This is a genomic window from Tardiphaga sp. OK246, from assembly GCF_900188215.1.
In the GTDB taxonomy this organism is placed as follows: Bacteria; Pseudomonadota; Alphaproteobacteria; order Rhizobiales; family Xanthobacteraceae; genus Tardiphaga; species Tardiphaga robiniae.
In genome coordinates this window covers 644,398-664,332 of sequence record NZ_FZOX01000001.1, presented here as the reverse complement: position 1 = coordinate 664,332, position 19,935 = coordinate 644,398, and the positions used below count along the sequence as shown (strand labels likewise).

Here is a 19,935-nt window from a genome sequence, read left to right as displayed (position 1 = left end):
CCGACCCTCCCCGCCTAGCGAAGCTTCGCTTCGCACGGGGGGAGGGATTACGCGGCCGTCAGCGTTTTAATTACGAAGAAGTTACGCCACTTCCTGATCGAGGATCTTCACCGCGTTTTCGAGATCCACCGAGACCAGCTGCGACACGCCGCGCTCAGCCATCGTCACGCCGTACAGGCGGTGCATGCGCGCCATGGTGATCGGGTTGTGCGTGATGGTGATGAAGCGCGTTTCGGTCGAGGCGCACATTTCATGCAGCAGGCTGCAGAAGCGCTCCACGTTGTGGTCGTCGAGCGGCGCGTCGACTTCGTCCAGCACGCAGATCGGCGACGGGTTGGTGAGGAACACCGCGAAGATCAGCGCCAGCGCGGTCAGCGCCTGCTCACCACCTGACAGCAGCGACAGGGTCTGCGGCTTCTTGCCGGGCGGCTTGGCGACGATTTCGAGACCAGCCTCGAGCGGATCGTCGCTCTCGATCAGCTTCAGCTCGGCTTCGCCCCCGCCGAACAGTTCGACGAACATGCGCTTGAAGTGGCCGTTGACGATGTCGAACGAGGTCATCAGCCGTTCGCGGGCTTCCTTGTTTAGGCTCTGGATGCCGGTGCGCAGCTTCTTGATGGCTTCGACGAGGTCGTCGCGCTCGGTGGCGAGGCCGTTATGCGTGCCTTCGACTTCGTTGAGCTCTTCCTCGGCGCGCAGGTTGACGGCACCAAGACGCTCGCGATCGCGGCGCAGCTTTTCCAAGTCGGCTTCGATATCGGCCAGCGGCGGCAGCGTGTCGTCCTGGCGGACTTCGGCGAGGGCCGCGACGCCTTCCGGCTCGACTTCCAGCATGTCGCGGATTTCGCGCTCGATGTCCTCGAGGCGGCGCTTGCCGCTTTCCATGCGCTCTTCGGTGCGGGCGCAGGCTTCGCGCGCGGCCGACAGAGCCTCCAGCGAGCCGCGGGCATCGCGGTCGGTCTCGCGCATGGCGTTTTCGGCCGAGGCGAGGGCGTTGGCGGCAAGCTGACGGGCCTGTTCGGCACTCTCGACTTCCGAGATCAGCGCGCGGCGCTTCTGCAGATAGAGCGCCGGGGCGTCTTCGAGTTCGGCGCGTTCGCGGGTCACTTCGGCGACGCGCGCGGCAACCGTCTCGATCTGCGAGGCGGCGGAGGTCTTGCGGTTCGCCCAGTCGGTGCGCTCGGCGATGATCGCCTGCAGGCGGCGGTCGGCCAGCTCGGCCTCGCGGGCCAGCGCCTGCGCTTCGGCGCGCACCTGAGCGGCGCCGCGGCGATGGCCTTCGATCTCGCCGCGCACGGTGGCGAGCTGGGCTTCGGCGTCGGAGCTTTCCGGCAGATATTCCAGCGCGGCATGCGCGCTCTCATGCGCCGCTTCCGCCTCCATGCGATCGTTGGAGAGACGCGACTGCGCTTCGGTCAGTGTCGCGCGGCGCGCCGCATGGCGGTTGATCTCGCGCTCGGCATTGGCATGGCGCTCGCGGGCCTGGTCGACGTCGCGGCGGGCATTGCGCAGGGCATCGCGCGATGCGCCTTCGGCCGAAGCCGCAGCCTTCAGCGCCTGCTCTGCGCTTTCCAGCGCTTCACGCTTGGCAATGGCGTCGATCTTGGCGTTTTCCAGATCGGCTTCGATATCAGTCAGGCGGGCGCGCTCGGCGAGGCGACGGGCGGCGCCGGTCGGCGCATGCGCACCGGCGACGAAACCGTCCCAGCGCCAGACGTCGCCTTCCAGCGACACCAGCCGCTGGCCGGTCTGCAACTGCGAGACCAGGGCCGCGCCCTGATCCTTGGAGACGACGCCGATCTGCTTCAGGCGGCGTGCGAGTTCGGCCGGCGCATTGACATGCGAGGCCAGCGATTCCACGCCCGCAGGCAGCGCCGGATCGTTGGCGTGATCGCCGGCATTGGTCCAGCGCATCGGCGCCGAGGGATCGACCGGCGCGTCGAGATCGTCGCCGAGCACGGCGCCGAGCGCCTTTTCATAGCCCTTGGTGACGCTGACGCCATCGATGATCGGCGGCCACAGGTTCTTGGTTTCGCCGTTCAGGATCTTCGAGATGGTGCGGGCTTCGGTCTCGAGCCGCTGCACCTTCCTGTCGGCGTCGTTCAGCGGCGCACGCGAGGCTTCCAGCGTCTGCCGGGCGGCGACATGTGCGGCCTCGTTGTCGCTGACGGCCATTTCCGCCTGCAGCAGGATTTCCTGCGAGGTCTCCATCAGGGCTGCGAGTTCGTCCAGGTCGCCGAAGCCTGACGTCTGCGCCGTCAGCGCCTCGATCTCGGCCTCGACGCTGGCGATTTCCTGGCCCAGACGCGCAAGCCGATCGGCCTGGCTGCGCACGTTGGACTGCAGCTGGTTGCGCTTGGCGGTCATGTCCGCATGCGCGGTGGTGAGTTCGGTGAAGGTACGCTCGGCGGCGGCCAGCACGGCCTCGGCCTCAGAGACGCGGTCATCGACGCCGCCACGCAGCTCGACGCGCTGCATGATCTCTTCCTTGAGCATCGCGTCTTCTTCGTCGAGACGCAGCAGCGCGAATTCGGCGTCTTCCGACTGCTTCATCTCGCGCGCGACGTCGCTCTCGAACTGCGTCAGGCGACGGTCGAGCTCGGCGGCGCGCTCCTTGGCGCGCTCTTCCTCGCGGTCGAGCATGTCGCGGGCATTGGTCAGGCGCTGCAGGCCGGCGGCAGCGGCGGCTTCGGCCTCGCGCAGCGCGGGCAATTCAGAAGCGCGGATCGCCTGGATGCGCGCGGCTTCGCCCTGTTCGCGGGTACGTTCGGCGAGATCGCGGACATACTGGTCGTGCAGGGTTGCGGCTTCGGCATTGTCCTGATGTGCCTGCAGCCAGCGCAGGTGGAACAGCATGGCCTCGGCCTTGCGCACCTTGCCGGCGACTTCGCGGTAGCGGATCGCCTGGCGGGCCTGCTTCTTCAACCCTTCCATCTGGCCCGAGAGCTGGCCGATCACGTCCTCGACGCGGGTCAGGTTGGTTTCAGCGGCCTTCAGGCGCAGCTCGGCCTCGTGGCGGCGCGCATGCAGGCCGGCGACGCCGGCGGCGTCTTCCAGCACGCGGCGGCGCTGCTCGGGCTTCGCCTGAATGATTTCGCCGATCTTGCCCTGGTGGACGAGGGCGGGCGAACGCGCACCGGTGGCAGCGTCGGCAAACAGGATCTGCACGTCGCGGGCGCGCACGTCGCGGCCGTTGATGCGGTATTGTGACCCGGCTTCGCGCTCGATGCGGCGGGAGATTTCGAGGATTTCGGCGTCATTGACCATGGCCGGCGCGGTGCGATCGGTATTGTCGATCGTCATCACCACTTCGGCGTGGTTGCGCGAGGCACGGTTGCCGGAGCCAGCGAAGATCACCGCGTCCATGTCGGCGGCGCGCAGCGACTTGTGCGAGGTTTCGCCCATCGCCCAGCGCAGCGCTTCCACCAGATTGGACTTGCCGCAGCCGTTCGGGCCGACGACGCCGGTCAGACCGGGCTCGATCATGAAGTCGGTCGGTTCGACGAACGACTTGAATCCGTGCAGGCGCAGGCGCGTGAGTTTCATGGATACGGTACTCTAGGTTAGCCGAACAGCCCCGAGAATCGCGAATCCCCCAGCACGAACAATAGCATAAATGCAGCTGCCGCGCGGACGGAGACTCGCTGGTCGCGGCTCTCATTGGCCCGGACAATGGCGAGACGAGGGCAGGGGCGCAACCGCGGAACCCCGCTTTTCCCAAGGGTTTTGCGGGGGATAGGTGGGGGAGGGCGTGAAAAAGGGCTTGTTTTGCAGAGGTTTTGATTTGCCCGCCGCATCTGGCAGGCCGTTGAGGTGCCCCCCAGCATCACTAAACCACGATCGCAGTTGTCATTGCTGTCATCGAATCTGGCAATCCGATGCTTCAATGACAAAATTGGTGAAGCCGTTTGCCTCAAGGTCAGCTTGGATTTCTATTCTTGTTAGGGGGCAGCGAGGTCCAATTATCACGCGCTCGATCGCCCTTGATGGATCGCAGGTACTCTTTGCTCTACGTCCAAAAGGAAAGGTTTTGTATTCAACGCTTCCGCGCTGCCCATCTCGCTTGAGCGGCGCTTTCCAATAGATTTCAGTTCCGTCTGAAAATGCGGCTCTAGGTATCTCGGGAGAGGCTTGCTCGCTCGTCTGCATATGTACGAAGCGAATTTCTTGCTCGTGGGCCCAAGACCGGTGTTTTAGCGCGATTATCGCTGCCATAACGGATGTTACTGCGTCTATCCAATAGAACAAATCGTCGGGAGAGTGAGCACGGTCAAAGTCGCCAGCAATTTCTCTTACGAGCTGTCGAAAATCATCCGGCGTGCTGTCGCTCATGTATTTAACTTTTTGTATTCTCCCCGGCATCGACGTTATCGCTGAAGGACGAAATCCAATAGCTAAGCCGGAATAATTGCTCCCGTACTCGTTCCACATCGGGAGTCCGTCTTTAATTAGCGAAAAGCAGGCGCAAAATGCTCTTTGCGTGTTTTGATATCGTTCGACGTCGGCTTTTATCTTGTCCAGAAAGTCACCGACCGATCCTTTGAATTCGCTGCTTCGCACGAATTCAAAGGCAGTCATGAAATGCTGAAAGCCGAGTTTTAGTTCACGAGGGTCGTTCCCCTTGTTTAGGTCAGTGCACCATATTTCCTTGGAGGCGAGTATCCCTCGAAATCCGTCTACCGAGCAAAATTGATACAGTGTCTGTGTTGGTCGATATTCTAAGAACGCCATATTTGCACGAGAGCTCAGTGGTTCTGGAATTGCGATAGCACTGTGTTGTTCTTCGTCGATAACTACGTTGCGAGCCTCTATCGCAGGGGCTACTTCGGCGTCGTTGCCACGAGCCAGCCGAGACGCGACATAATGGTGAGCATTGCAACGGTGATCGCAAGACCACCACTGATCCACCAGCCGATATAGCCCTTGGTCGGCAGGTTGCCGATCCTCTCGACGACAGTGGCGTGGCCGACCTTGAGATCGGACAGGTCCTTGCCGGCGTCCTTGATGACGCCTTTCATCTCAGTGATGTCACTCTTGATATGAGCGACATCCGCTTCCAGACGGGCAACGCGAGCTTCCAGCATGCCATCGAATGTGCCCCCGCCGCCGGGCGGCTGCAAGGGCGGGCCGGGCGGTTTTTCGCCGCCGAAGCGCGACGATGCCTCGATGACGGTTGGAGCGTAGTTGGCCACCAGCCTATCGGGCATGGCCACGCTCACGGATTGCGGATGCCATAATGGCTGCCGCCAGTTGCCGTACATTGTTCTGGGCGTCGGCGTTCTGCCGCCGGAATTCGGTCAGTGTATCGTTTGCGGCATCGACGCGCCCGTTGGACCAGTCGACCACGATACTTTCCAGAGAAGCCTGAGCTTCCAGCGACCGCAACAGTCCGAGCAGGAGATGATCGATCTCCTGGCGTGTGAGAGGAAAGTTGAGGCGCGCGTCGGTGGGGATATCACCCCATTGCTCGATCAGCGCGGCTGGAATGGTGAAAAGCTCGGGTGGCGCCGGACGCACGACCTGCTTGTTGGATTCGTCCGGCATCTGGTCTCCCCCCTGGGGAACCAGAATAACGCAATATAGGCAAATAACAATCTAAAGTAGATTAAATGGTCCGCTCACACGTCCCGCGCATATCCATTCGGACGACGCTGCTGCGGTGCGCCGAGTACGGCGATGCAGAGGCCGAGAAATGCCAGGCCGATGATCTCGCAGATGAAATTTTCAAACATGATACGCCCCTCACGCTAATGGGACGAGAATGCGGAGATGGCGCTTAAGCGTTCCTTAATGCGCGTTTACACCTGGAATCAGGGTTAATCCGGGGGCGCGTCATCCGTTAAGATCCGGCAGGTGCGTGGCGCGGCTATCGCCGGGCGCCTATCGTCGGGCTGCTATCGCAGGTCTGCTATCGCAGGATGTCAGCGGGCGTGAGTCTGTGCGCTCTGCGGCATCGGGATTTTGGCCCTTAGCGCGGCTTCGCCTTCGGGCGTGATGCAATAACGCACCAGCGAGCCGGCCTGGAGCGCGATCCAGGTCTTGGCGACCATCTTGGACAGGGTCTTCGGCCCGGCAGGCATCAAATGCGGCGCAAGCAGGCCCGGCGTATCGCGCAATTTCTGAAGCGCGGTGCGCTCGACATAATGCGGCAGGTGGCTGGCGCGTGTCGGCATTGGGCAAGTCTCATCGGGTTGGACGAGGGGAACTGAACTATTCTTTTGGGTGAACTACATGAACGCTTGAGCGCGGCTTCAGTTGCATCCGGCATCGAAAAAAAAAGCCCGGCGGGCACTTGACAGTTTTCCTATAAGATTATAATCAAATCCTGTCCGGTTCGCGAGGGGCGCTTCATGAGGCGTCTTGAGGTGGGACAGGATGCGGCGCCTGCGGGTGTGGGGTGACGTACCCCGCACACTCGGGAGGCTTGGGGTCACCGTCCGGGCCCACTACGGGGCTCTGCCACTCATGCTGGCTGGACGTGGTATTGGTGAACGGCGCGAAATCGTCGGGATAATCGGAGTGCGGAGCTCTGCCCTTTACCCGGAAGAACGGTCCCGAAGCTAAAAAGACGTCGCGGTGGCGCGCCCTCAAGGCGTTGCGCGGTTGCAGCTTGCCGGCGTTCCGGTGGAGCGGATCGCGACACACACCACCCTTTGCGCCTGATGGCGCGCCGCCGCCCCTCATGTTTCAGGAGGGGGATTGCTCACACCTCGGACGCGCAAGCGCCGCGAGAATGCGAGAGCTCGGCTGTTTGAAGCGAAGAATCAGAGAACACGATGGCGCGGCAGCGCGCTAATGCGATGCGCTGGCCGAGAATGCGTTGACGATGACCACGCCGGTCAGGATGAAGCCGATGCCGATGATGGCGGCGAGATCGAGCGCCTGCCGGAATGCGAAATAGCTCACCGCCGAAATCAGCACGATGCCGAGCCCGCTCCAGATCGCATAGGCGATGCCGACCGGCATCACCTTCAGCGCGTGCGACAGGAAATAGAGCGACAGGATGTAGCAGACGGCCATGCCGAACGTCGGCCAGAGCTTCGTGAACTGCTGCGACTGCGCCAGCAGCGCCGTGCCGATGGTCTCCAGCACGATGGCGCAGCCGAGGGCGGCGTAGTTGAGGAAGGTCGGGGTCATGAAAGGGCTCGGGCGTTCAGGAATCCCTCCCCGCGTAAAGGCGAGGAGGGACAAGAAGACCTCAGCTCTTCAGCAGCGGGGTGATCTTCTTGGAGAATTCCTCGAACGACTGCTCGCCCTTCAGCATTTCGCCATTGATGAAGAAGGTCGGTGTCGAGTTCACCTTCAGCACTTCATTGGCATATTTCTGATCGGCGGCGATCTTGTCGAGCAGCGCCTGGTCCTTCAGGCATTCTTCCACGGCCTGCTGGCTGAGGCCGGCCTGCTTGCCGATGCGGGTCAGGGTCGCGGCGGTGTCCTTCATCACCCAGTCGTTCTGCTGCTTGAACAGCATGTCGATGACGGCGAAGTACTTGCCCGAATCTTCCTTGGCGATGCAGCGCGCCAGCATCGAGCCGGCGGCGGCCTTGATGTCGAGCGGGAATTCGCGGAACACGAAGCGGATCTTGTTGGTGTCGATGAAGGCTTCCTTGATCTTCGGGAACACCTGCTCGGTGAAGGCCGCGCAATGCGGGCAGGTCATCGAGGCATATTCGGTGACGGTGACGGCGGCATCCTTCGGGCCGAGCGCCATGTCGGGCAGCGACACCGGCTTGGCGACGTCGACGGCGTTCTGCGCGAAAGCCTCGGAGATCAGCTGCAGCGGCGACAGGCCGATGGCTGCTGCGGCGCCGGTCAGGGCAAGGGCGGCGGTGAAGTCACGGCGCGTGATGATCAAAGGAATGCTCCAAAGCGGCGGCGGACGCCGGGACAAGGTTCGCTTCGCTAACTTGAAACCACAAATGTGGCAAGCACGCGCCGGTTCCGGGCGAGCCGGAAAGCCTCAACTTCGCTTGATCGAGGCGCCGAGCCGCGCCAGCGCCTCGCGCAAGGCCTCGTCCTCGACCTCGGGCAGCGTTTCCGCGACCTGGGCGATGGCCTTGGCATCCGGCGGCTTCACGGTGCGGCGAGGCTGCGGCCGCGACAGCGGCGCCTGGCGCAGCGCGATCTTGCCGACCGCGTTCCAGCCGAAAAAGCGATTCACCCGCTGCAGGATCGCATCCGACGAATGCTGGATCTCCAGCGCCATCGGCCCCTCGACGCGCAGGATGAGCGTCGCCGGCTCCTGCGGCTGGCCTTCCACAGGCCGCGGCCACTGGATCTTCAAGGGCTCGGAGAAATTCGCCACCTGCTGGCCGGCGATCTCTGCCCAGCGCGTCACCAGCTCGCGCGAGGCAAAGCCCTGTTTGGCATAGGCATCGGCAAACACCCCGCCGAGCAGGACGGAGAGCGGCTTGGCGGAGATCGGGCCGGGCTTGTTCATGGTCGGGCGTTTTGGATACATGGTCGGCATGAGTCTATCAGCCGCCGCCACCCGACGAAAGAAACCTTCCGCACGGGATAGCGGGGAAAGCGCCGCCGCGAAGCGTCCGGCCCAATTGCTCGCCTGGTATGACAAGCATCGCCGCAGGCTGCCGTGGCGGCCGTTGCCGGGCGAGGGCATCGATCCCTATCGGGTCTGGCTGTCGGAAATCATGCTGCAGCAGACCACGGTTCAGGCGGTCGGGCCGTATTTCGCCAAGTTCCTGGCGCGCTGGCCCACGGTGAGCGATCTCGGCAGCGCCTCGCAGGACGACGTGCTGCGGATGTGGGCTGGGCTCGGCTATTACTCCCGCGCGCGCAATCTCCACGCCTGCGCCGTCACCGTGCTCCGCGATCATGGCGGCGCCTTTCCGGATACCGAGGACGGCCTGCGCGCGTTGCCCGGCATCGGGCCCTATACGGCATCGGCCATCGCCGCGATCGCCTTCGGTCGCCAATGCATGCCGGTGGACGGCAATATCGAGCGCGTGACGTCGCGGCTCTATGCGGTGGAAGAACCGCTGCCGAAATCCAAGCCTGTCATCGTGGGGCTGGCGGCGACGCTGCTCGGTCCGACGCGCGCGGGCGACAGCGCCCAGGCGCTGATGGATCTGGGCTCCACCATCTGCACGCCCAAAAAACCCGCCTGCGCGCTGTGTCCGATCAATGACGATTGCGCCGCCAAGACGCGCGGCGATCAGGAGACGTTTCCGCGCAAACTGCCGAAGAAGGCAGGCACGCTGCGCCGCGGCGCGGCGTTCGTGGTCACGCGCGGCAACGAGCTGCTGGTGCGCACGCGCCCGGAAAAGGGCTTGCTCGGGAATATGACCGAAGTGCCATCATCGGAGTGGCTCGCCGGTCACAATGACAAGGATGCCCTGAAGCAGGCGCCGACCTTAAAAAATCTCACGGCATGGCATCGCAAAGTCGGCGCGGTCACCCATATCTTCACACACTTCCCGCTGGAGCTCACCGTCTATACGGCGCATGTGCCGCCCCGCACCCGCCCCCCGGAGGGGATGCGCTGGGTGCCAATCGCAACATTGGATGACGAAGCTCTGCCGAATGTCATGCGCAAGGTCATCGCGCATGGACTGGATTGAAGTTTGAATCCAGACGCTTGAATCCGCGACAGTAGCGCGAGCTGTATCAGCCCGCGCTGGAAAGTTGCGACGATTGCGGCAGCGTCACGATCGGCGGCTTCGCATTGAGGCCTTCAACCTGGAATCCGGCGACGCGCTTGTAGTTGGCGGCGATATCTTCGAGTTCCTGCTGCGAGAGCACGTCGGTGACGACATTGAATCCCTGAGGCGCGCGCTCCTCGACGATCTGCATCACCTGTTCCGGTCCGTTGCGACGGTTCAGCATCACGAGGTCGGTGGTCGCGGGACGTCGTTCGGCCTCATAGGCTTCGAGCGCAGCCGGCACGTCGCCAAGCGCAAGAATCTCACGCGTCAGCACGCGCGCGTCGAGAATGGCCTGCGATGCGCCGTTGGAGCCGATCGGATACATCGGATGCGCAGCGTCGCCCATCAGCGTGACGCGGCCGAAGGTCCAGCGATCGACCGGGTCGCGGTCGACGAGGGGATATTCATAGGCGTGCGGGCAATTGCTGATCAGGCCGGGCACATCGAGCCAATCGAAGCGCCAGTCCTTGAACCAGGGCAGGAATTCCTCGAGCCGCGCCGCGCGGTTGTAGTCCTCGCGGCGCCATTCATAGGTCGGCGGCATGTGCCGTTCGGCGACCCAGTTGATGTCGTATTTGCCGTCAGCGTCCGGCTCCTGCGAGATCGGGTAGCAGACGAATTTCAGGATCTCGTGGCCGGCCATGATCATGGTGCGGCCGGTCAAAAACGCATCGCTCCTGGTGATGCCGCGCCAGAGAATGCGGCCGTTCCAGAGCGGCGCGCCTTCCTGCGGATAGAGCTTCTGGCGGATTGCTGAATGGATGCCGTCGGCGGCGATCAACAGCGTGCCGTCATAGCTGCCGGCGGATTTGCCGGTGGCCTTGTCGATGAAGTCGGCGCGGATGCCGTCCGGCGTTTCCGTCCAGCCGCTCAGGTGATGGCTGGTGAGGATGTTCTCGGCGCCAAGGCGTTCGATGGCGGTGTCGAGCAGGATCTGCTGTAGCCTGCCACGATGGATCGAGAACTGCGGCCATTTGTAGCCGGCCTCGATGCCGCGCGGTTCGCTCCAGATCGGCTTGCCGTGCTTGGAGAAGAAGGCGAGTTCGCGGGTGCGCACGCCCGACGCGTCGAGCTGGTCGTGCAGACCGAGCTCGATCAGCTCGCGCACCGCATGCGGCAGCACATTGATGCCGACGCCGAGCGGCCTGAGCGCCGGCACGCTTTCGAACACGCGGCATGGCACGCCGATCTGATGCAGGCTGAGCGCAAGCGTCAGTCCGCCAATTCCGCCGCCTGCAATGAGAACGGTCATTTTTTGTTGCCTCCCCTCGATTTGATCGAGGTCATGGCACGGGAAAGGCGATCGCGGCAACTGGGACGATCGCGACGGAAAAACGCGTCCGGATCGTCCGCCGGCAGCGAATTCATGGTGGACGGAACCTTAACGCAAAATTCAGCCGCGTTCCCTAATACCGGTGGCACTACTTTTTGGGTGAATCGGTCACCGACAGGTCAATGATGTCCAACCAGATTAAGCCGAGCGGCCGCGAGACGTTCTTTCCGGCATCGGAGCTCATCGTATCCAAGACGGATCTCAAGGGTCGCATGACTTATGTGAACCGTCTGTTCTGCAAGATGGCCGGTTATACCGAAGCCGAGTTGCTCGGCCAGCCGCACAGCCTGATCCGTCATCCCGATATGCCGCGCAGTGTCTTCAAGCTGCTCTGGGACACCGTCGAGGAACGCCGCGAGATTTTCGCTTTTGTGAAAAACATGGCGAGCAATGGCGATCACTACTGGGTCTTCGCCCATGTCACGCCGTCCTATGGTCTCGACGGCAAGATCGCTGGCTATCATTCCAATCGCCGTGTCCCGCCGCCGGATCTCATCAAGAAGACGATTGCGCCTGTATATGCCGACGTTCTGGCAATCGAGAAGCGACACGTGAACGGCAAGGAATCCCTCGCCGCCGGCTACAAGGCCCTTACCGATTTCGTTGCATCCCAGAAAGTCAGCTATGACGAACTTATGTTTTCTCTCAAGAGCGCAGCTTAGCACGCTCGTCGTCATTGCCGGCTCTACGCTTGCTTTGGTGCTTCAGTTTTTCAGCCTTCCGCTCGCTGCCATGGTCTGTCAGGCCGTCGCAATCGCAGCGGCTGTTGTGGCGCTTGTCCTGATGGGCAAGACGGCGCGTCTGATCGAGAAGGCGCGTATCGCCTGCCAGCGCATCGCGCAGGGAGATTTCGAGGCCCGCATTCTGGGAATCCCGGTGCGCGGCGTGACCGGCGAGTTGCTGCACAGCGTCAACGACATGATCGACGGCTGCGATGCTTTCGTGCGCGAATCCACCGCGGCGATGGCAGCGCTCAACGACAATAAATATTACCGGCGTATCCTGCCGGGCGGATTGCATGGCGGCCTGCTGCACGGCGCGAAAGCGATGAATGCGGCGACCGACAACATCGCCGACCGCATCCGGAATTTCGAGCGCCAGACCAGCCAGCTCGAATCCACAGTGGGCGGCATCGTATCCGCACTCGACAGCGGCGCGGTCGAGATGAGCAGCACCGCAGGCAATCTGCGGACGGGCGCATCCTCGACATTGACCCGCGTCACATCGGTGGCGGCGGCATCCGAACAGGCGTCCGCCAACATGCAGTCAGTGGCTTCGGCCACAGCGCGGCTGTCGTCCAGCGCCAGCGAAGTGGGCGCCGACGTCAATCGCTCGGCGGCGATTGCCGGCCGCGCGGTCGAACGTGTCGCCGATGCAGCCAGCAATGTCGACGTGCTTCGCGCTGTCGCCGTGCGCATCAGTGAAGTCGTGACCTCGATCAACGTGATCGCCAGCCAGACCAATCTGCTGGCGCTGAACGCAACGATCGAAGCGGCCCGCGCAGGCGATGCCGGTCGCGGTTTCGCCGTGGTGGCGCATGAAGTGAAGGCGCTGGCGACCCAGACCGCCAACTTCACCGCCGAGATCGAAAAGGAAATCGGCCAGGTTCAGTCGGCGACCGACAAGGTCTCCTCGTCGATCACCGAGATCGGCACCGTGATCGCGGAAGTGAACGAGATCACCGGCAAGGTCGCGAGCGCCTCCGAAGCGCAGTCGGCGGCAACGGCCGATATCGCGCGCAATATCGACGAGGCCTTCGCGGTGGTGCGCGAGATTTCAACCAACATCCAGTCGCTGGCAGCCACGGCCAAGGACACCGAACAACTCGCGACATCGACCATGGTGGCATCGGGCGATCTGTCGTCGCAGTCGGGATTGCTGACCAAGGAAATCCGCGGCTATCTCGGCGAGGCCCGGCAAAATCTGGTACGCCAGGCCGCCGCGCGCTGATCGCGTCCGCTTATTTCGATTGATCCGGAATTGGCGCCGCTGCGGCGCCAATTTCTTTGGCGGTGAAGCGCGCGACTGCTAGGCGCTGATATCCGTAAAGAAACCACTGGCGCTGCCGCCATTCTCGGTCTTCTTGTTCACGGCTTCCTTGATCTTGTCGGCAATCTTCTGCTCGACCTCCCGGCGTTGCTCCGGCGACATGTTGTTCAATTCTTCTTCCGTTACGCCGATGCTCGACAGCAGCGCATCGCGCATTTTTTCTGCTGGCGTCTTTTTCGCGTAGTCGAGGAATTTCTCTTCCGGCGATTTTGCTATCGCTGTTGCATTGCCGAGGCCGCTCTCGGCCTTGTCGGATGGCTGCAGTCTGGTCGGAAGCTTGAAGGACTGCATGCTGGAGATAATGGAGTTCGACATCTGAATTTCTCTTGCTGTGAGATATTTGCGACCCACTACGCAAAAATCAGGCCATCAGAAATATTCAGAAATCATAAGCGGTTAGGTATTTGTAGTTGCTATCAGGCGTTGCCTGCCGGCAAGCTTTGCCGGCAAAATTGACCGAGGCGCGCTGCGTCAGGCCGTGCGGCGCTTCGGCGGGTCGAGTTCGCGGCCGGTCTCAAGCATGATCTTGCGGAGCCAGATCGATCCGGAATCGAATTGCGCGCGTGTCGGCGTGAACATGAATTGTTCGTCGATGCCGGGATCGAGTGGTGGGGCAATGATTGTGAGCGATAGCGGCTGAGCCAATGCGGCAATCAGGCGTCGCGGCACAAAGGCCACGAGATCGGTGCGCGCCGCAACATGCAGCGCCTCGATATAGCTCGGGACGACGAGGGCAATCTGCCGCTCCAGTTTCTTGCTGAGCAGCCAGTCGTCGATGAGGTCTTCGCTTTGGCCTCGGAGCACCACGGCGATATGACGGGCTTTGAGAAACCCCTCGGTCGTTTTCAGGCGCGATGCCGCCGGATGGCCCCTGCGGACGGCGAGGGCATCGGAGTCGACATAGAGCAACTGACGATGGAAGCCGTTGAAGGCGTTGCCGATGCTGATCACCATGTCGAGGCTGCGGGCGAATTCCGCCGTCATGATCGCCGGGCCGCGCCATGGCACGACGTTGATCTGGACGCCCGGCGCGACGCTGTCGAGCTTCTTCATCAATGGCGGCATCAGCAGTTCGACGGCCAGATCCGGCATCATCAGCCGAAAGTGCCGGTCGCTTTGGCGGGCGTCGAAGACATCCGGGATGAACAGTCCGCGGACTTGCTCCAGTGTCTGGGCAAGTGGACCGCGCAGGGCCTGTGCGCGCGGCGTCAGCTCCATGCGGGCGCCGACACGGACCAGCAGGGGATCGCCGAGAACGTCGCGCAGCCGGCGCAATGCGTGACTCGCAGCCGGTTGCGACAGGCCGATCCGCATCGCGGCGCGGCCGACATTGCTCTCGCGCAGCAATGCATCGAGCGCGACCAGCAGATTGAGATCGAGCGCGGCCAAATTCATGGACCGAATATATATCATACGGACTATCGATTGGAAGAATGGGGATTGTCCAACCCATACTGCGTCATCGTTCAAGCGATGGAGCAGAATAATGAGCACGGCAGACAACAAGAAGCTTATTCAGCAGGTCTATAGCGATTCAGCCAACCGCAGCGGCACGACCTTCGCCGATCATCTCGCCGATGATGCATGCTGGATCGTGGTCGGTCAGTATTCCTGGGGACGCACCTTCAAGGGGAAGGATGCGATCCTCAACGGCCTCATGGGGCATTTCAGGTCGCTATTTGACATCCGGCCGCGCACGGTCGCGTCCAATTTCATTGCGGAAGGCAATCTGGTGGTGGTCGAGGCCAAGGGCGACAATGTCACCAAGACCGGCGATCGTTACGACAACGATTATTGCATGGTGTGGCGTGTCGAGAACGGCAAGATCACCATGATCAAGGAATATTGCGACACTGCGCTTGTGGAGCGGGTGTTGGGTCCTTTCCCGGAGGAGATGGCGCGCGTGCCTGCCTGACGCAAAAATGCCGGGCGCAGTGTTGCGCCCGGCATTCGTCGAATGGTTCGTGATCAGGCTGCGCTGGTGGCGAGATGCTTGAACATGGCGGCGCGGGCTTCGTCGTCCATCTCGGCCTTGAACTTGAATGTGTCCTTCAGGGCGACAGCCTTCGCGGCGGCCGGGCGTGCCGAGATCTCATCATGCAGGCGCTTTACGTTGGGGAATTGGGCAAAGCCCTCGTCGCCGAGAATGAAGTTGGTCATCCGCACCCAGCCCCAGATATCCATGTCGACGATCGTGTAGCTGTCGCCGACCATATATTGCCGTCCGGCCAGGCGGTCGTTGAGCACGCCGAGATGGCGTTTCGCCTCGAACTGATAGCGGTTATGCGCGTAATCGATCTTCTCTGGCGCGAAATGCTTGAAGTGCACGGCCTGGCCGAAAAACGGACCGACGCCGGTGGCGACGAACATCAGCCAGGACAGCATCTCGCCGCGATTGGCCGGGGTGTTGGCGGGTAGGAATTTGCCGGTCTTCTCGGCGAGGTAGAGCAGGATGGCGTTGCTGTCGAACACCTTGACGCCGTCGTCGTCGATCGCCGGCACTTTGCCGTTCGGATTGACCTTCAGGAAGTCCTGATTGAACTGCGCGCCTGTGCGGGTGTCGATGGCGATCGGCTCATAGGCTAGGCCGGCCTCTTCCAGAAACAACGCAACCTTGGTCGGGTTTGGCGACCCGTTGAAGTAAAACTTCAGCATTTCAAATCTCCCTGGATTTTGTACGTCAAAGCGCGAGGCGAGGACCGCGGGCGCGAACCATCGTCTCGTGCTTGGAATTCCGGGAGAGTGCAAGCGATGTTTTGACGAAGGCCGGGCGCATCCGTCCGGCGGGTAGTGTGAGCGGGGACTTTAGCCCGCGCCCATCTCGCTGCGGATTTCGGCGCGGAGTTCGTCGATCAGGCGCAGGCCCTTCTTGGTCTCGACGTGCCAGAACGTCCAGCCATTGCAGGAAGCCGAGCCCTGGGCCATCGCGCCCATGCGATGGATCGAGCCGACCTTGTCGCCGAACATGATGGCGCCGTCGGCGCGCACCAATGCACCATGACGCTTCTTGAGATCGACCAGCTTGGTACCGGGCGAGATCATGCCGCGCTCGACCAGTTCCGAGAACGCCACGCGGGGCGCGCTGCGGGCGGTCATGAACGGCGCCAGTGTTGCCTCGGGCAGCGGCTCGATCGCGGCGATGCGCGCTTCGGCAGCGGCGGCGTAGTCGCGGTCACGCTCGAAGCCGATGTAATTGCGGCCGAGGCGCTTGGCGACAGCGCCAGTGGTGCCGGTGCCGTTGAACGGATCGATGACGAGATCGCCGGGCTTCGACGAGGACAGCAGCACGCGGGCGAGCAAGCCTTCCGGCTTCTGGGTCGGGTGAACCTTCTTGCCGTCACTGCCCTTCAGGCGTTCGTCGCCGGTGCAAAGCGGGATCAGCCAGTCGGAACGTGCCTGCACGTCCTCATTCGCGGCCTTGAGGGCTTCGTAATTGAACGTATAGCCCTTGGCGTTCTCATCGCGCGCGGCCCATATCATGGTCTCATGCGCATTGGTGAAACGACGGCCGCGGAAATTCGGCATCGGGTTGGACTTGCGCCACACGATATCGTTGAGGACCCAGAAGCCGAGGTCCTGCATGATCGCGCCGACGCGGAAAATATTGTGATAGGAGCCGATCACCCACAGGGTCGCCGACGGCTTCATGATACGGCGTGCGGCCAGGAGCCACGCGCGCGTGAAGTCGTCATATGCGGCGAATGACGAGAACTTGTCCCAGTCATTATTCACCGCATCGACATGGGATTCATCGGGGCGCTTGAGATCGCCCTTCAGCTGCAGATTGTACGGCGGATCTGCGAACACCAGATCGACCGACCCTGCCGGGAGTTTTGACATCTCTGCGACGCAATCACCAATGACGATGCTGCTGCTCGGAGAGGTTTCGAAGTGAGAGCGGGGCGCCCTTGCAGACGCCCCGCGACGCGAAACAACCATGACTCAATTACTCTGACTCAGGCGACGCTGTCGGCGACGCGGGACTAAACAACCGACAGGCAGACATTGACCGGGCAAAGTAAAAATCGACTTAATTGGTAACGAGTTCGAACTAGGCAAGTTTTGCCGGGCAGGTTAATGCTTAATGGAATGGAAATTTTGCGCTGCAATTGCGTTATGGTGTTCGGATCGCGTCAAACCGGTCTAAAATGCTGCGACTTGAAATGAAGGAATTACCTCATGCGTTACGATGACTTCCGTCGCAGCGACAATATCGACGACCGTCGTGACGATAGCGGCGGCGGGTATGGCGGCGGAGGTGGCGGTGGTTTCGGAATTCCGGGCGGTGGCGGTGGCCTCGGCATCGGCACGGTGATCGTGCTTGGCCTCGTTGGCTGGGCGTTCGGTATCGATCCGCGCATTCTTATCGGCGGTGCAGAAATTCTCACCGGCGGCCAGCAGGCGCCGACCTATCAGACCGACCGTCGCTCGACGCCGACGAAATCAGGCGCACCCACTGACGAGATGGGCAGCATGATCTCTGGGGTGCTCGGCGAGATCGACGATCGCTGGGACGAAATCTTCAAGGAGAGCGGGCAGAAATATACCGGGCCGCAGATCGTGCTGTTTCGTAATGCCACCAATGGCGGGCGCTGCGGCAATGCGCAGTCGGCGATGGGGCCGTTCTACTGTCCGCCCGACAAGAAGATCTATCTCGACACAGGCTTCTTCCGTCAGGTCGAAACCAAATTCCGCGGTTGCTCGGGCAATGCCTGTAAATTTACCGCGGCCTATATCATTGCGCATGAAGCCGGCCATCACATTCAGAACCTGCTCGGGATCATTCCGCGCGTGACACGGCTGCAGCAGCAGGCGGGCAGCAAGGCTGAGGCCAATCTGCTGCAGGTCCGCGTCGAGTTGCAGGCCGATTGTCTGTCGGGCGTCTGGGTCAATCGCGAATCGAAGAAGCGCCCCGGTTTCCTCGAAGCCGGTGACATCGATGCTGCGCTGCAGACCGCGTCCGCCATCGGCGACGATACGTTGCAACGTCAGGCACAGGGCCGCGTCGTGCCGGACTCGTTCACGCACGGTTCTGCCGAACAGCGCAAGCGCTGGTTCATGACCGGCTATCAGCAAGGCACCGTGCAGGCCTGCAACACATTTGCGACGGATCGGCTGTAGCGATGGAGCCTGATGCGACCAAGGCCTTCGTGCCGCTCAACATCGCGGTACTGACGATCTCCGATACGCGCTCGCTTGACGACGACAAGTCTGGCGCGACGCTGGCGGATCGGCTGACATCGGCCGGTCACACGCTGGCGAAGCGAGATATTGTCACGGACGATGTCGAAGCGATCCGGACGATTGTGCGTACATGGATCGCCGATCCCGCCGTCGATGCGATCATCACGACCGGCGGCACGGGGTTCACCGGCCGCGATGTCACGCCGGAAGCCATCGAGCCGCTGTTCGAGAAGCGGATGGATGGTTTCTCGATTGCGTTTCACATGCTGAGCCACGCCAAGATCGGTACCTCGACGATCCAGAGCCGCGCGACTGCTGGCACCGCCGGCGCGACATTTATCTTCTGCCTGCCGGGTTCGCCCGGCGCCTGCCGCGATGGCTGGGACGGCATCCTTGCCGCGCAACTGGATTACCGCACAAAGCCCTGCAATTTCGTGGAGATCATGCCGCGGCTCGATGAGCATCTGCGACGTCCGAAAGCGAAGGGCGCGTCGGTCTAGAGCACGAGCTCCCAGGTCTCACCGATCAAATCCTGACCGAAACTGCGATGCGGCTCGGTGGCGACCAGCGCGAAGCCGGCATCCTGATAGATTTTTCGCGCTGCGCCGAGATTGCTCTGGGTCCAGAGCGTGATCCTGCGATAGCCGCATTGCCGCGCAAAGGCGATGGATTCCGTCACCATGCGCTGGCCGAGCTTTTGTCCGCGCGCCTTGGGATCGATCAGCAAGAGCCGAAATTTGGCGACGTCGTCGGATGCCTTCACGAGAAACAGCGAGCCGACGGGCGCGCCATCCATCTCGGCGATCCAGCAGCGTTCGCGCGTGGCATCGCATGATGCGACGAATTCTGCAGCGATGTCGGCTACCAGCGCCTTAAAGGATGCATCGAATCCGTATTCGGCCGCATAGAGCTCGCCGTGACTGCGGATGACCCAGTCGATATCGCCAGGCTGGAGATCGCGTAGCACTGCAAGCTGAACAGCATCGGGGGCTTGGGCGGCCATGATCAGGCAACGATGATCCGGCTGCGCAGCAATGTGCGTGAGGAGCGGCCGAGCTGGCGCAGCAACCGCGCCTCGGAGCGCCGGGCATCGGGTGCGTAGCCGCCGAGACGATCATAATGTTCGCGGGCGATCAGCAGGCCCTGATCGGCCTTGGGGCCCGTGATCATCCGGACGAGGTGCTTCAGGCCATCGCGAAAATTGGTCTCGTCATAGGGCGAGCGCGCATAGCGGAAAATGCCTGCGCGGGGGCGGTTGCTGGTCGATACGCGCTGGATGAATTGCTGGGTCTCCTCGATCCAGCCGGCATCGAGCACGGCGCCGGCATGGAGAAACATTAGCCAGGGCGAGCGCGCCTGCTTGGCGCCGGCGGCCATCGCCGCGGCGCGCGATCCCTGCGAGGTCAGGAAGCCGCAGCCCGCGACATCGGCGACACGTTCGATGACATCGGTGCCAGCGCGATCGACCAGCAGCACTTCGCGGATCACACCGGCAGCAGCGCCCGGCACCAGCGCTGCCAGTGTGGCAACAGCGGGCTGTTCGACGCCTTCGGTGGGGATGATCACGCTCAGCATGGGTGTCGGATAATACCTCTCAACAACGGGGTGGCCGCGTTATCGTTTCGTCATAGTCTATGCGGCACCGGCGGCTGCTGCAATTTCGGGGCGGTTCGACTTTCGGCCGCCTCTCTGAGGCGGCGGGAG

At 62.2% G+C, this 19,935-nt stretch carries 20 protein-coding genes and 1 pseudogene; 6 read left to right on the top strand and 15 right to left on the bottom strand.

The genetic code is table 11. The features are described 5' to 3' along the window. Nucleotides 1–81: 81 nt before the first annotated feature. The 8 genes from smc to CHC01_RS03275 form a co-directional block, all read right to left on the bottom strand. Entirely contained in the window at nt 82–3,546 is a 3,465-nt protein-coding gene (gene smc, locus CHC01_RS03310; protein WP_089262433.1) for a chromosome segregation protein SMC, read from the bottom strand. 312 nt (nt 3,547–3,858) lie between these two features. Next, a complete protein-coding gene (locus CHC01_RS03305; RefSeq protein ID WP_176454486.1) occupies nt 3,859–4,578 on the bottom strand; it encodes a DUF2971 domain-containing protein in 720 nt (239 codons plus the stop codon). Nucleotides 4,579–4,820: 242 nt separating this feature from the next. Then, nucleotides 4,821–5,207 carry a hypothetical protein gene (locus CHC01_RS03300; RefSeq protein WP_089262429.1) on the bottom strand — a complete coding sequence of 129 codons (387 nt, stop codon included), beginning with the start codon at nt 5,205–5,207 and terminating at the stop codon, nt 4,821–4,823. Further along, nucleotides 5,197–5,544, bottom strand: a complete 348-nt coding sequence (locus CHC01_RS03295; RefSeq protein WP_089262427.1) for a hypothetical protein — start codon at nt 5,542–5,544, stop codon at nt 5,197–5,199. The genes CHC01_RS03300 and CHC01_RS03295 overlap by 11 nt, the downstream gene beginning before the upstream one ends. Before the next feature lie 377 nt (nt 5,545–5,921). Beyond that, nucleotides 5,922–6,173: a hypothetical protein gene (locus CHC01_RS03290; protein ID WP_089262425.1), complete on the bottom strand. Its 252-nt coding sequence runs from the start codon at nt 6,171–6,173 to the stop codon at nt 5,922–5,924. A gap of 619 nt (nt 6,174–6,792) precedes the next feature. Continuing rightward, the gene (locus CHC01_RS03285) at nt 6,793–7,137 is read right to left on the bottom strand and encodes a DMT family transporter (protein ID WP_068733204.1); all 345 of its coding nucleotides are present in this window, start codon (nt 7,135–7,137) and stop codon (nt 6,793–6,795) included. Nucleotides 7,138–7,198: 61 nt separating this feature from the next. Continuing rightward, nucleotides 7,199–7,855, bottom strand: a complete 657-nt coding sequence (locus tag CHC01_RS03280; RefSeq protein WP_089262423.1) for a DsbA family protein — start codon at nt 7,853–7,855, stop codon at nt 7,199–7,201. 105 nt (nt 7,856–7,960) lie between these two features. Next, nucleotides 7,961–8,440, bottom strand: a complete 480-nt coding sequence (locus tag CHC01_RS03275) for a DUF721 domain-containing protein (RefSeq protein WP_089262421.1) — start codon at nt 8,438–8,440, stop codon at nt 7,961–7,963. 28 nt (nt 8,441–8,468) lie between these two features. On the opposite strand from CHC01_RS03275, the gene mutY reads away from it, so the two are divergent. Further along, the gene (gene mutY / locus CHC01_RS03270; protein ID WP_089263627.1) at nt 8,469–9,581 is read left to right on the top strand and encodes an A/G-specific adenine glycosylase; all 1,113 of its coding nucleotides are present in this window, start codon (nt 8,469–8,471) and stop codon (nt 9,579–9,581) included. A gap of 46 nt (nt 9,582–9,627) precedes the next feature. Here the strand turns inward: mutY and CHC01_RS03265 are convergent, their stop codons facing one another. Next, nucleotides 9,628–10,917: a flavin-dependent oxidoreductase gene (locus CHC01_RS03265; protein WP_089262419.1), complete on the bottom strand. Its 1,290-nt coding sequence runs from the start codon at nt 10,915–10,917 to the stop codon at nt 9,628–9,630. A gap of 206 nt (nt 10,918–11,123) precedes the next feature. Here CHC01_RS03265 and CHC01_RS03260 point away from each other — a divergent pair, with 206 nt between their 5' ends. Next, nucleotides 11,124–11,660: a PAS domain-containing protein gene (locus tag CHC01_RS03260; RefSeq protein ID WP_089263626.1), complete on the top strand. Its 537-nt coding sequence runs from the start codon at nt 11,124–11,126 to the stop codon at nt 11,658–11,660. 37 nt (nt 11,661–11,697) lie between these two features. Further along, nucleotides 11,698–12,948 (top strand): methyl-accepting chemotaxis protein, encoded by a 1,251-nt coding sequence (locus CHC01_RS03255; protein ID WP_244558194.1) that lies wholly within the window; start codon nt 11,698–11,700, stop codon nt 12,946–12,948. Nucleotides 12,949–13,026: 78 nt separating this feature from the next. Here CHC01_RS03255 and CHC01_RS03250 read toward each other — a convergent pair whose 3' ends face one another. Next, on the bottom strand, nt 13,027–13,362 hold the full coding sequence (locus tag CHC01_RS03250) for a hypothetical protein (RefSeq protein WP_089262415.1): 336 nt from the start codon (nt 13,360–13,362) through the stop codon (nt 13,027–13,029). 156 nt (nt 13,363–13,518) lie between these two features. After that, nucleotides 13,519–14,442 (bottom strand): LysR family transcriptional regulator, encoded by a 924-nt coding sequence (locus CHC01_RS03245; RefSeq protein ID WP_089262413.1) that lies wholly within the window; start codon nt 14,440–14,442, stop codon nt 13,519–13,521. 91 nt (nt 14,443–14,533) lie between these two features. Between CHC01_RS03245 and CHC01_RS03240 the strand changes: the two genes are divergently transcribed. Beyond that, nucleotides 14,534–14,962 (top strand): nuclear transport factor 2 family protein, encoded by a 429-nt coding sequence (locus tag CHC01_RS03240; protein ID WP_089262411.1) that lies wholly within the window; start codon nt 14,534–14,536, stop codon nt 14,960–14,962. A 53-nt stretch (nt 14,963–15,015) separates the two neighbouring features. Here CHC01_RS03240 and CHC01_RS03235 read toward each other — a convergent pair whose 3' ends face one another. Both CHC01_RS03235 and CHC01_RS03230 read right to left on the bottom strand, forming a co-directional pair. Then, nucleotides 15,016–15,702 carry a glutathione S-transferase family protein gene (locus CHC01_RS03235; protein WP_089262409.1) on the bottom strand — a complete coding sequence of 229 codons (687 nt, stop codon included), beginning with the start codon at nt 15,700–15,702 and terminating at the stop codon, nt 15,016–15,018. Between the two features lie 150 nt (nt 15,703–15,852). After that, nucleotides 15,853–16,986, bottom strand: coding sequence for a site-specific DNA-methyltransferase (locus tag CHC01_RS03230; RefSeq protein ID WP_089262407.1), 1,134 nt, complete (start codon nt 16,984–16,986; stop codon nt 15,853–15,855). A 240-nt stretch (nt 16,987–17,226) separates the two neighbouring features. Here CHC01_RS03230 and ypfJ point away from each other — a divergent pair, with 240 nt between their 5' ends. Continuing rightward, on the top strand, nt 17,227–18,168 hold the full coding sequence (gene ypfJ / locus CHC01_RS03225) for a KPN_02809 family neutral zinc metallopeptidase (RefSeq protein ID WP_089262405.1): 942 nt from the start codon (nt 17,227–17,229) through the stop codon (nt 18,166–18,168). Nucleotides 18,169–18,170: 2 nt separating this feature from the next. Continuing rightward, nucleotides 18,171–18,731: a molybdenum cofactor biosynthesis protein B gene (gene moaB / locus CHC01_RS03220; protein ID WP_089262403.1), complete on the top strand. Its 561-nt coding sequence runs from the start codon at nt 18,171–18,173 to the stop codon at nt 18,729–18,731. On the opposite strand, the pseudogene CHC01_RS03215 reads toward moaB, so the two are convergent. Together CHC01_RS03215 and CHC01_RS03210 are read right to left on the bottom strand one after the other, a co-directional pair. Continuing rightward, nucleotides 18,728–19,201: pseudogene (locus CHC01_RS03215) on the bottom strand (GNAT family N-acetyltransferase); the annotation flags it as partial. The gene moaB and the pseudogene CHC01_RS03215 overlap by 4 nt on opposite strands. 35 nt (nt 19,202–19,236) lie before the next feature. Then, nucleotides 19,237–19,806: a glycosyltransferase gene (locus tag CHC01_RS03210; RefSeq protein ID WP_089262399.1), complete on the bottom strand. Its 570-nt coding sequence runs from the start codon at nt 19,804–19,806 to the stop codon at nt 19,237–19,239. Nucleotides 19,807–19,935 lie beyond the last annotated feature (129 nt).

Excerpts from the sequence above, each read along its gene's own strand:
- CHC01_RS03275 (WP_089262421.1), bottom strand. The coding sequence starts at position 8,440 with ATGAACAAGCCCGGCCCGATCTCCGCCAAGCCGCTCTCCGTCCTGCTC.
- CHC01_RS03260 (WP_089263626.1), top strand. The coding sequence starts at position 11,124 with ATGTCCAACCAGATTAAGCCGAGCGGCCGCGAGACGTTCTTTCCGGCA.
- CHC01_RS03265 (WP_089262419.1), bottom strand. The coding sequence starts at position 10,917 with ATGACCGTTCTCATTGCAGGCGGCGGAATTGGCGGACTGACGCTTGCG.
- CHC01_RS03300 (WP_089262429.1), bottom strand. The coding sequence starts at position 5,207 with ATGCCCGATAGGCTGGTGGCCAACTACGCTCCAACCGTCATCGAGGCA.
- CHC01_RS03240 (WP_089262411.1), top strand. The coding sequence starts at position 14,534 with ATGAGCACGGCAGACAACAAGAAGCTTATTCAGCAGGTCTATAGCGAT.
- smc (WP_089262433.1), bottom strand. The coding sequence starts at position 3,546 with ATGAAACTCACGCGCCTGCGCCTGCACGGATTCAAGTCGTTCGTCGAA.
- CHC01_RS03290 (WP_089262425.1), bottom strand. The coding sequence starts at position 6,173 with ATGCCGACACGCGCCAGCCACCTGCCGCATTATGTCGAGCGCACCGCG.
- CHC01_RS03295 (WP_089262427.1), bottom strand. The coding sequence starts at position 5,544 with ATGCCGGACGAATCCAACAAGCAGGTCGTGCGTCCGGCGCCACCCGAG.
- CHC01_RS03305 (WP_176454486.1), bottom strand. The coding sequence starts at position 4,578 with ATGACTGCCTTTGAATTCGTGCGAAGCAGCGAATTCAAAGGATCGGTC.
- CHC01_RS03235 (WP_089262409.1), bottom strand. The coding sequence starts at position 15,702 with ATGCTGAAGTTTTACTTCAACGGGTCGCCAAACCCGACCAAGGTTGCG.
- ypfJ (WP_089262405.1), top strand. The coding sequence starts at position 17,227 with ATGCGTTACGATGACTTCCGTCGCAGCGACAATATCGACGACCGTCGT.
- moaB (WP_089262403.1), top strand. The coding sequence starts at position 18,171 with ATGGAGCCTGATGCGACCAAGGCCTTCGTGCCGCTCAACATCGCGGTA.
- mutY (WP_089263627.1), top strand. The coding sequence starts at position 8,469 with ATGAGTCTATCAGCCGCCGCCACCCGACGAAAGAAACCTTCCGCACGG.
- CHC01_RS03210 (WP_089262399.1), bottom strand. The coding sequence starts at position 19,806 with ATGCTGAGCGTGATCATCCCCACCGAAGGCGTCGAACAGCCCGCTGTT.
- CHC01_RS03245 (WP_089262413.1), bottom strand. The coding sequence starts at position 14,442 with ATGAATTTGGCCGCGCTCGATCTCAATCTGCTGGTCGCGCTCGATGCA.
- CHC01_RS03285 (WP_068733204.1), bottom strand. The coding sequence starts at position 7,137 with ATGACCCCGACCTTCCTCAACTACGCCGCCCTCGGCTGCGCCATCGTG.
- CHC01_RS03250 (WP_089262415.1), bottom strand. The coding sequence starts at position 13,362 with ATGTCGAACTCCATTATCTCCAGCATGCAGTCCTTCAAGCTTCCGACC.
- CHC01_RS03230 (WP_089262407.1), bottom strand. The coding sequence starts at position 16,986 with ATGGTTGTTTCGCGTCGCGGGGCGTCTGCAAGGGCGCCCCGCTCTCAC.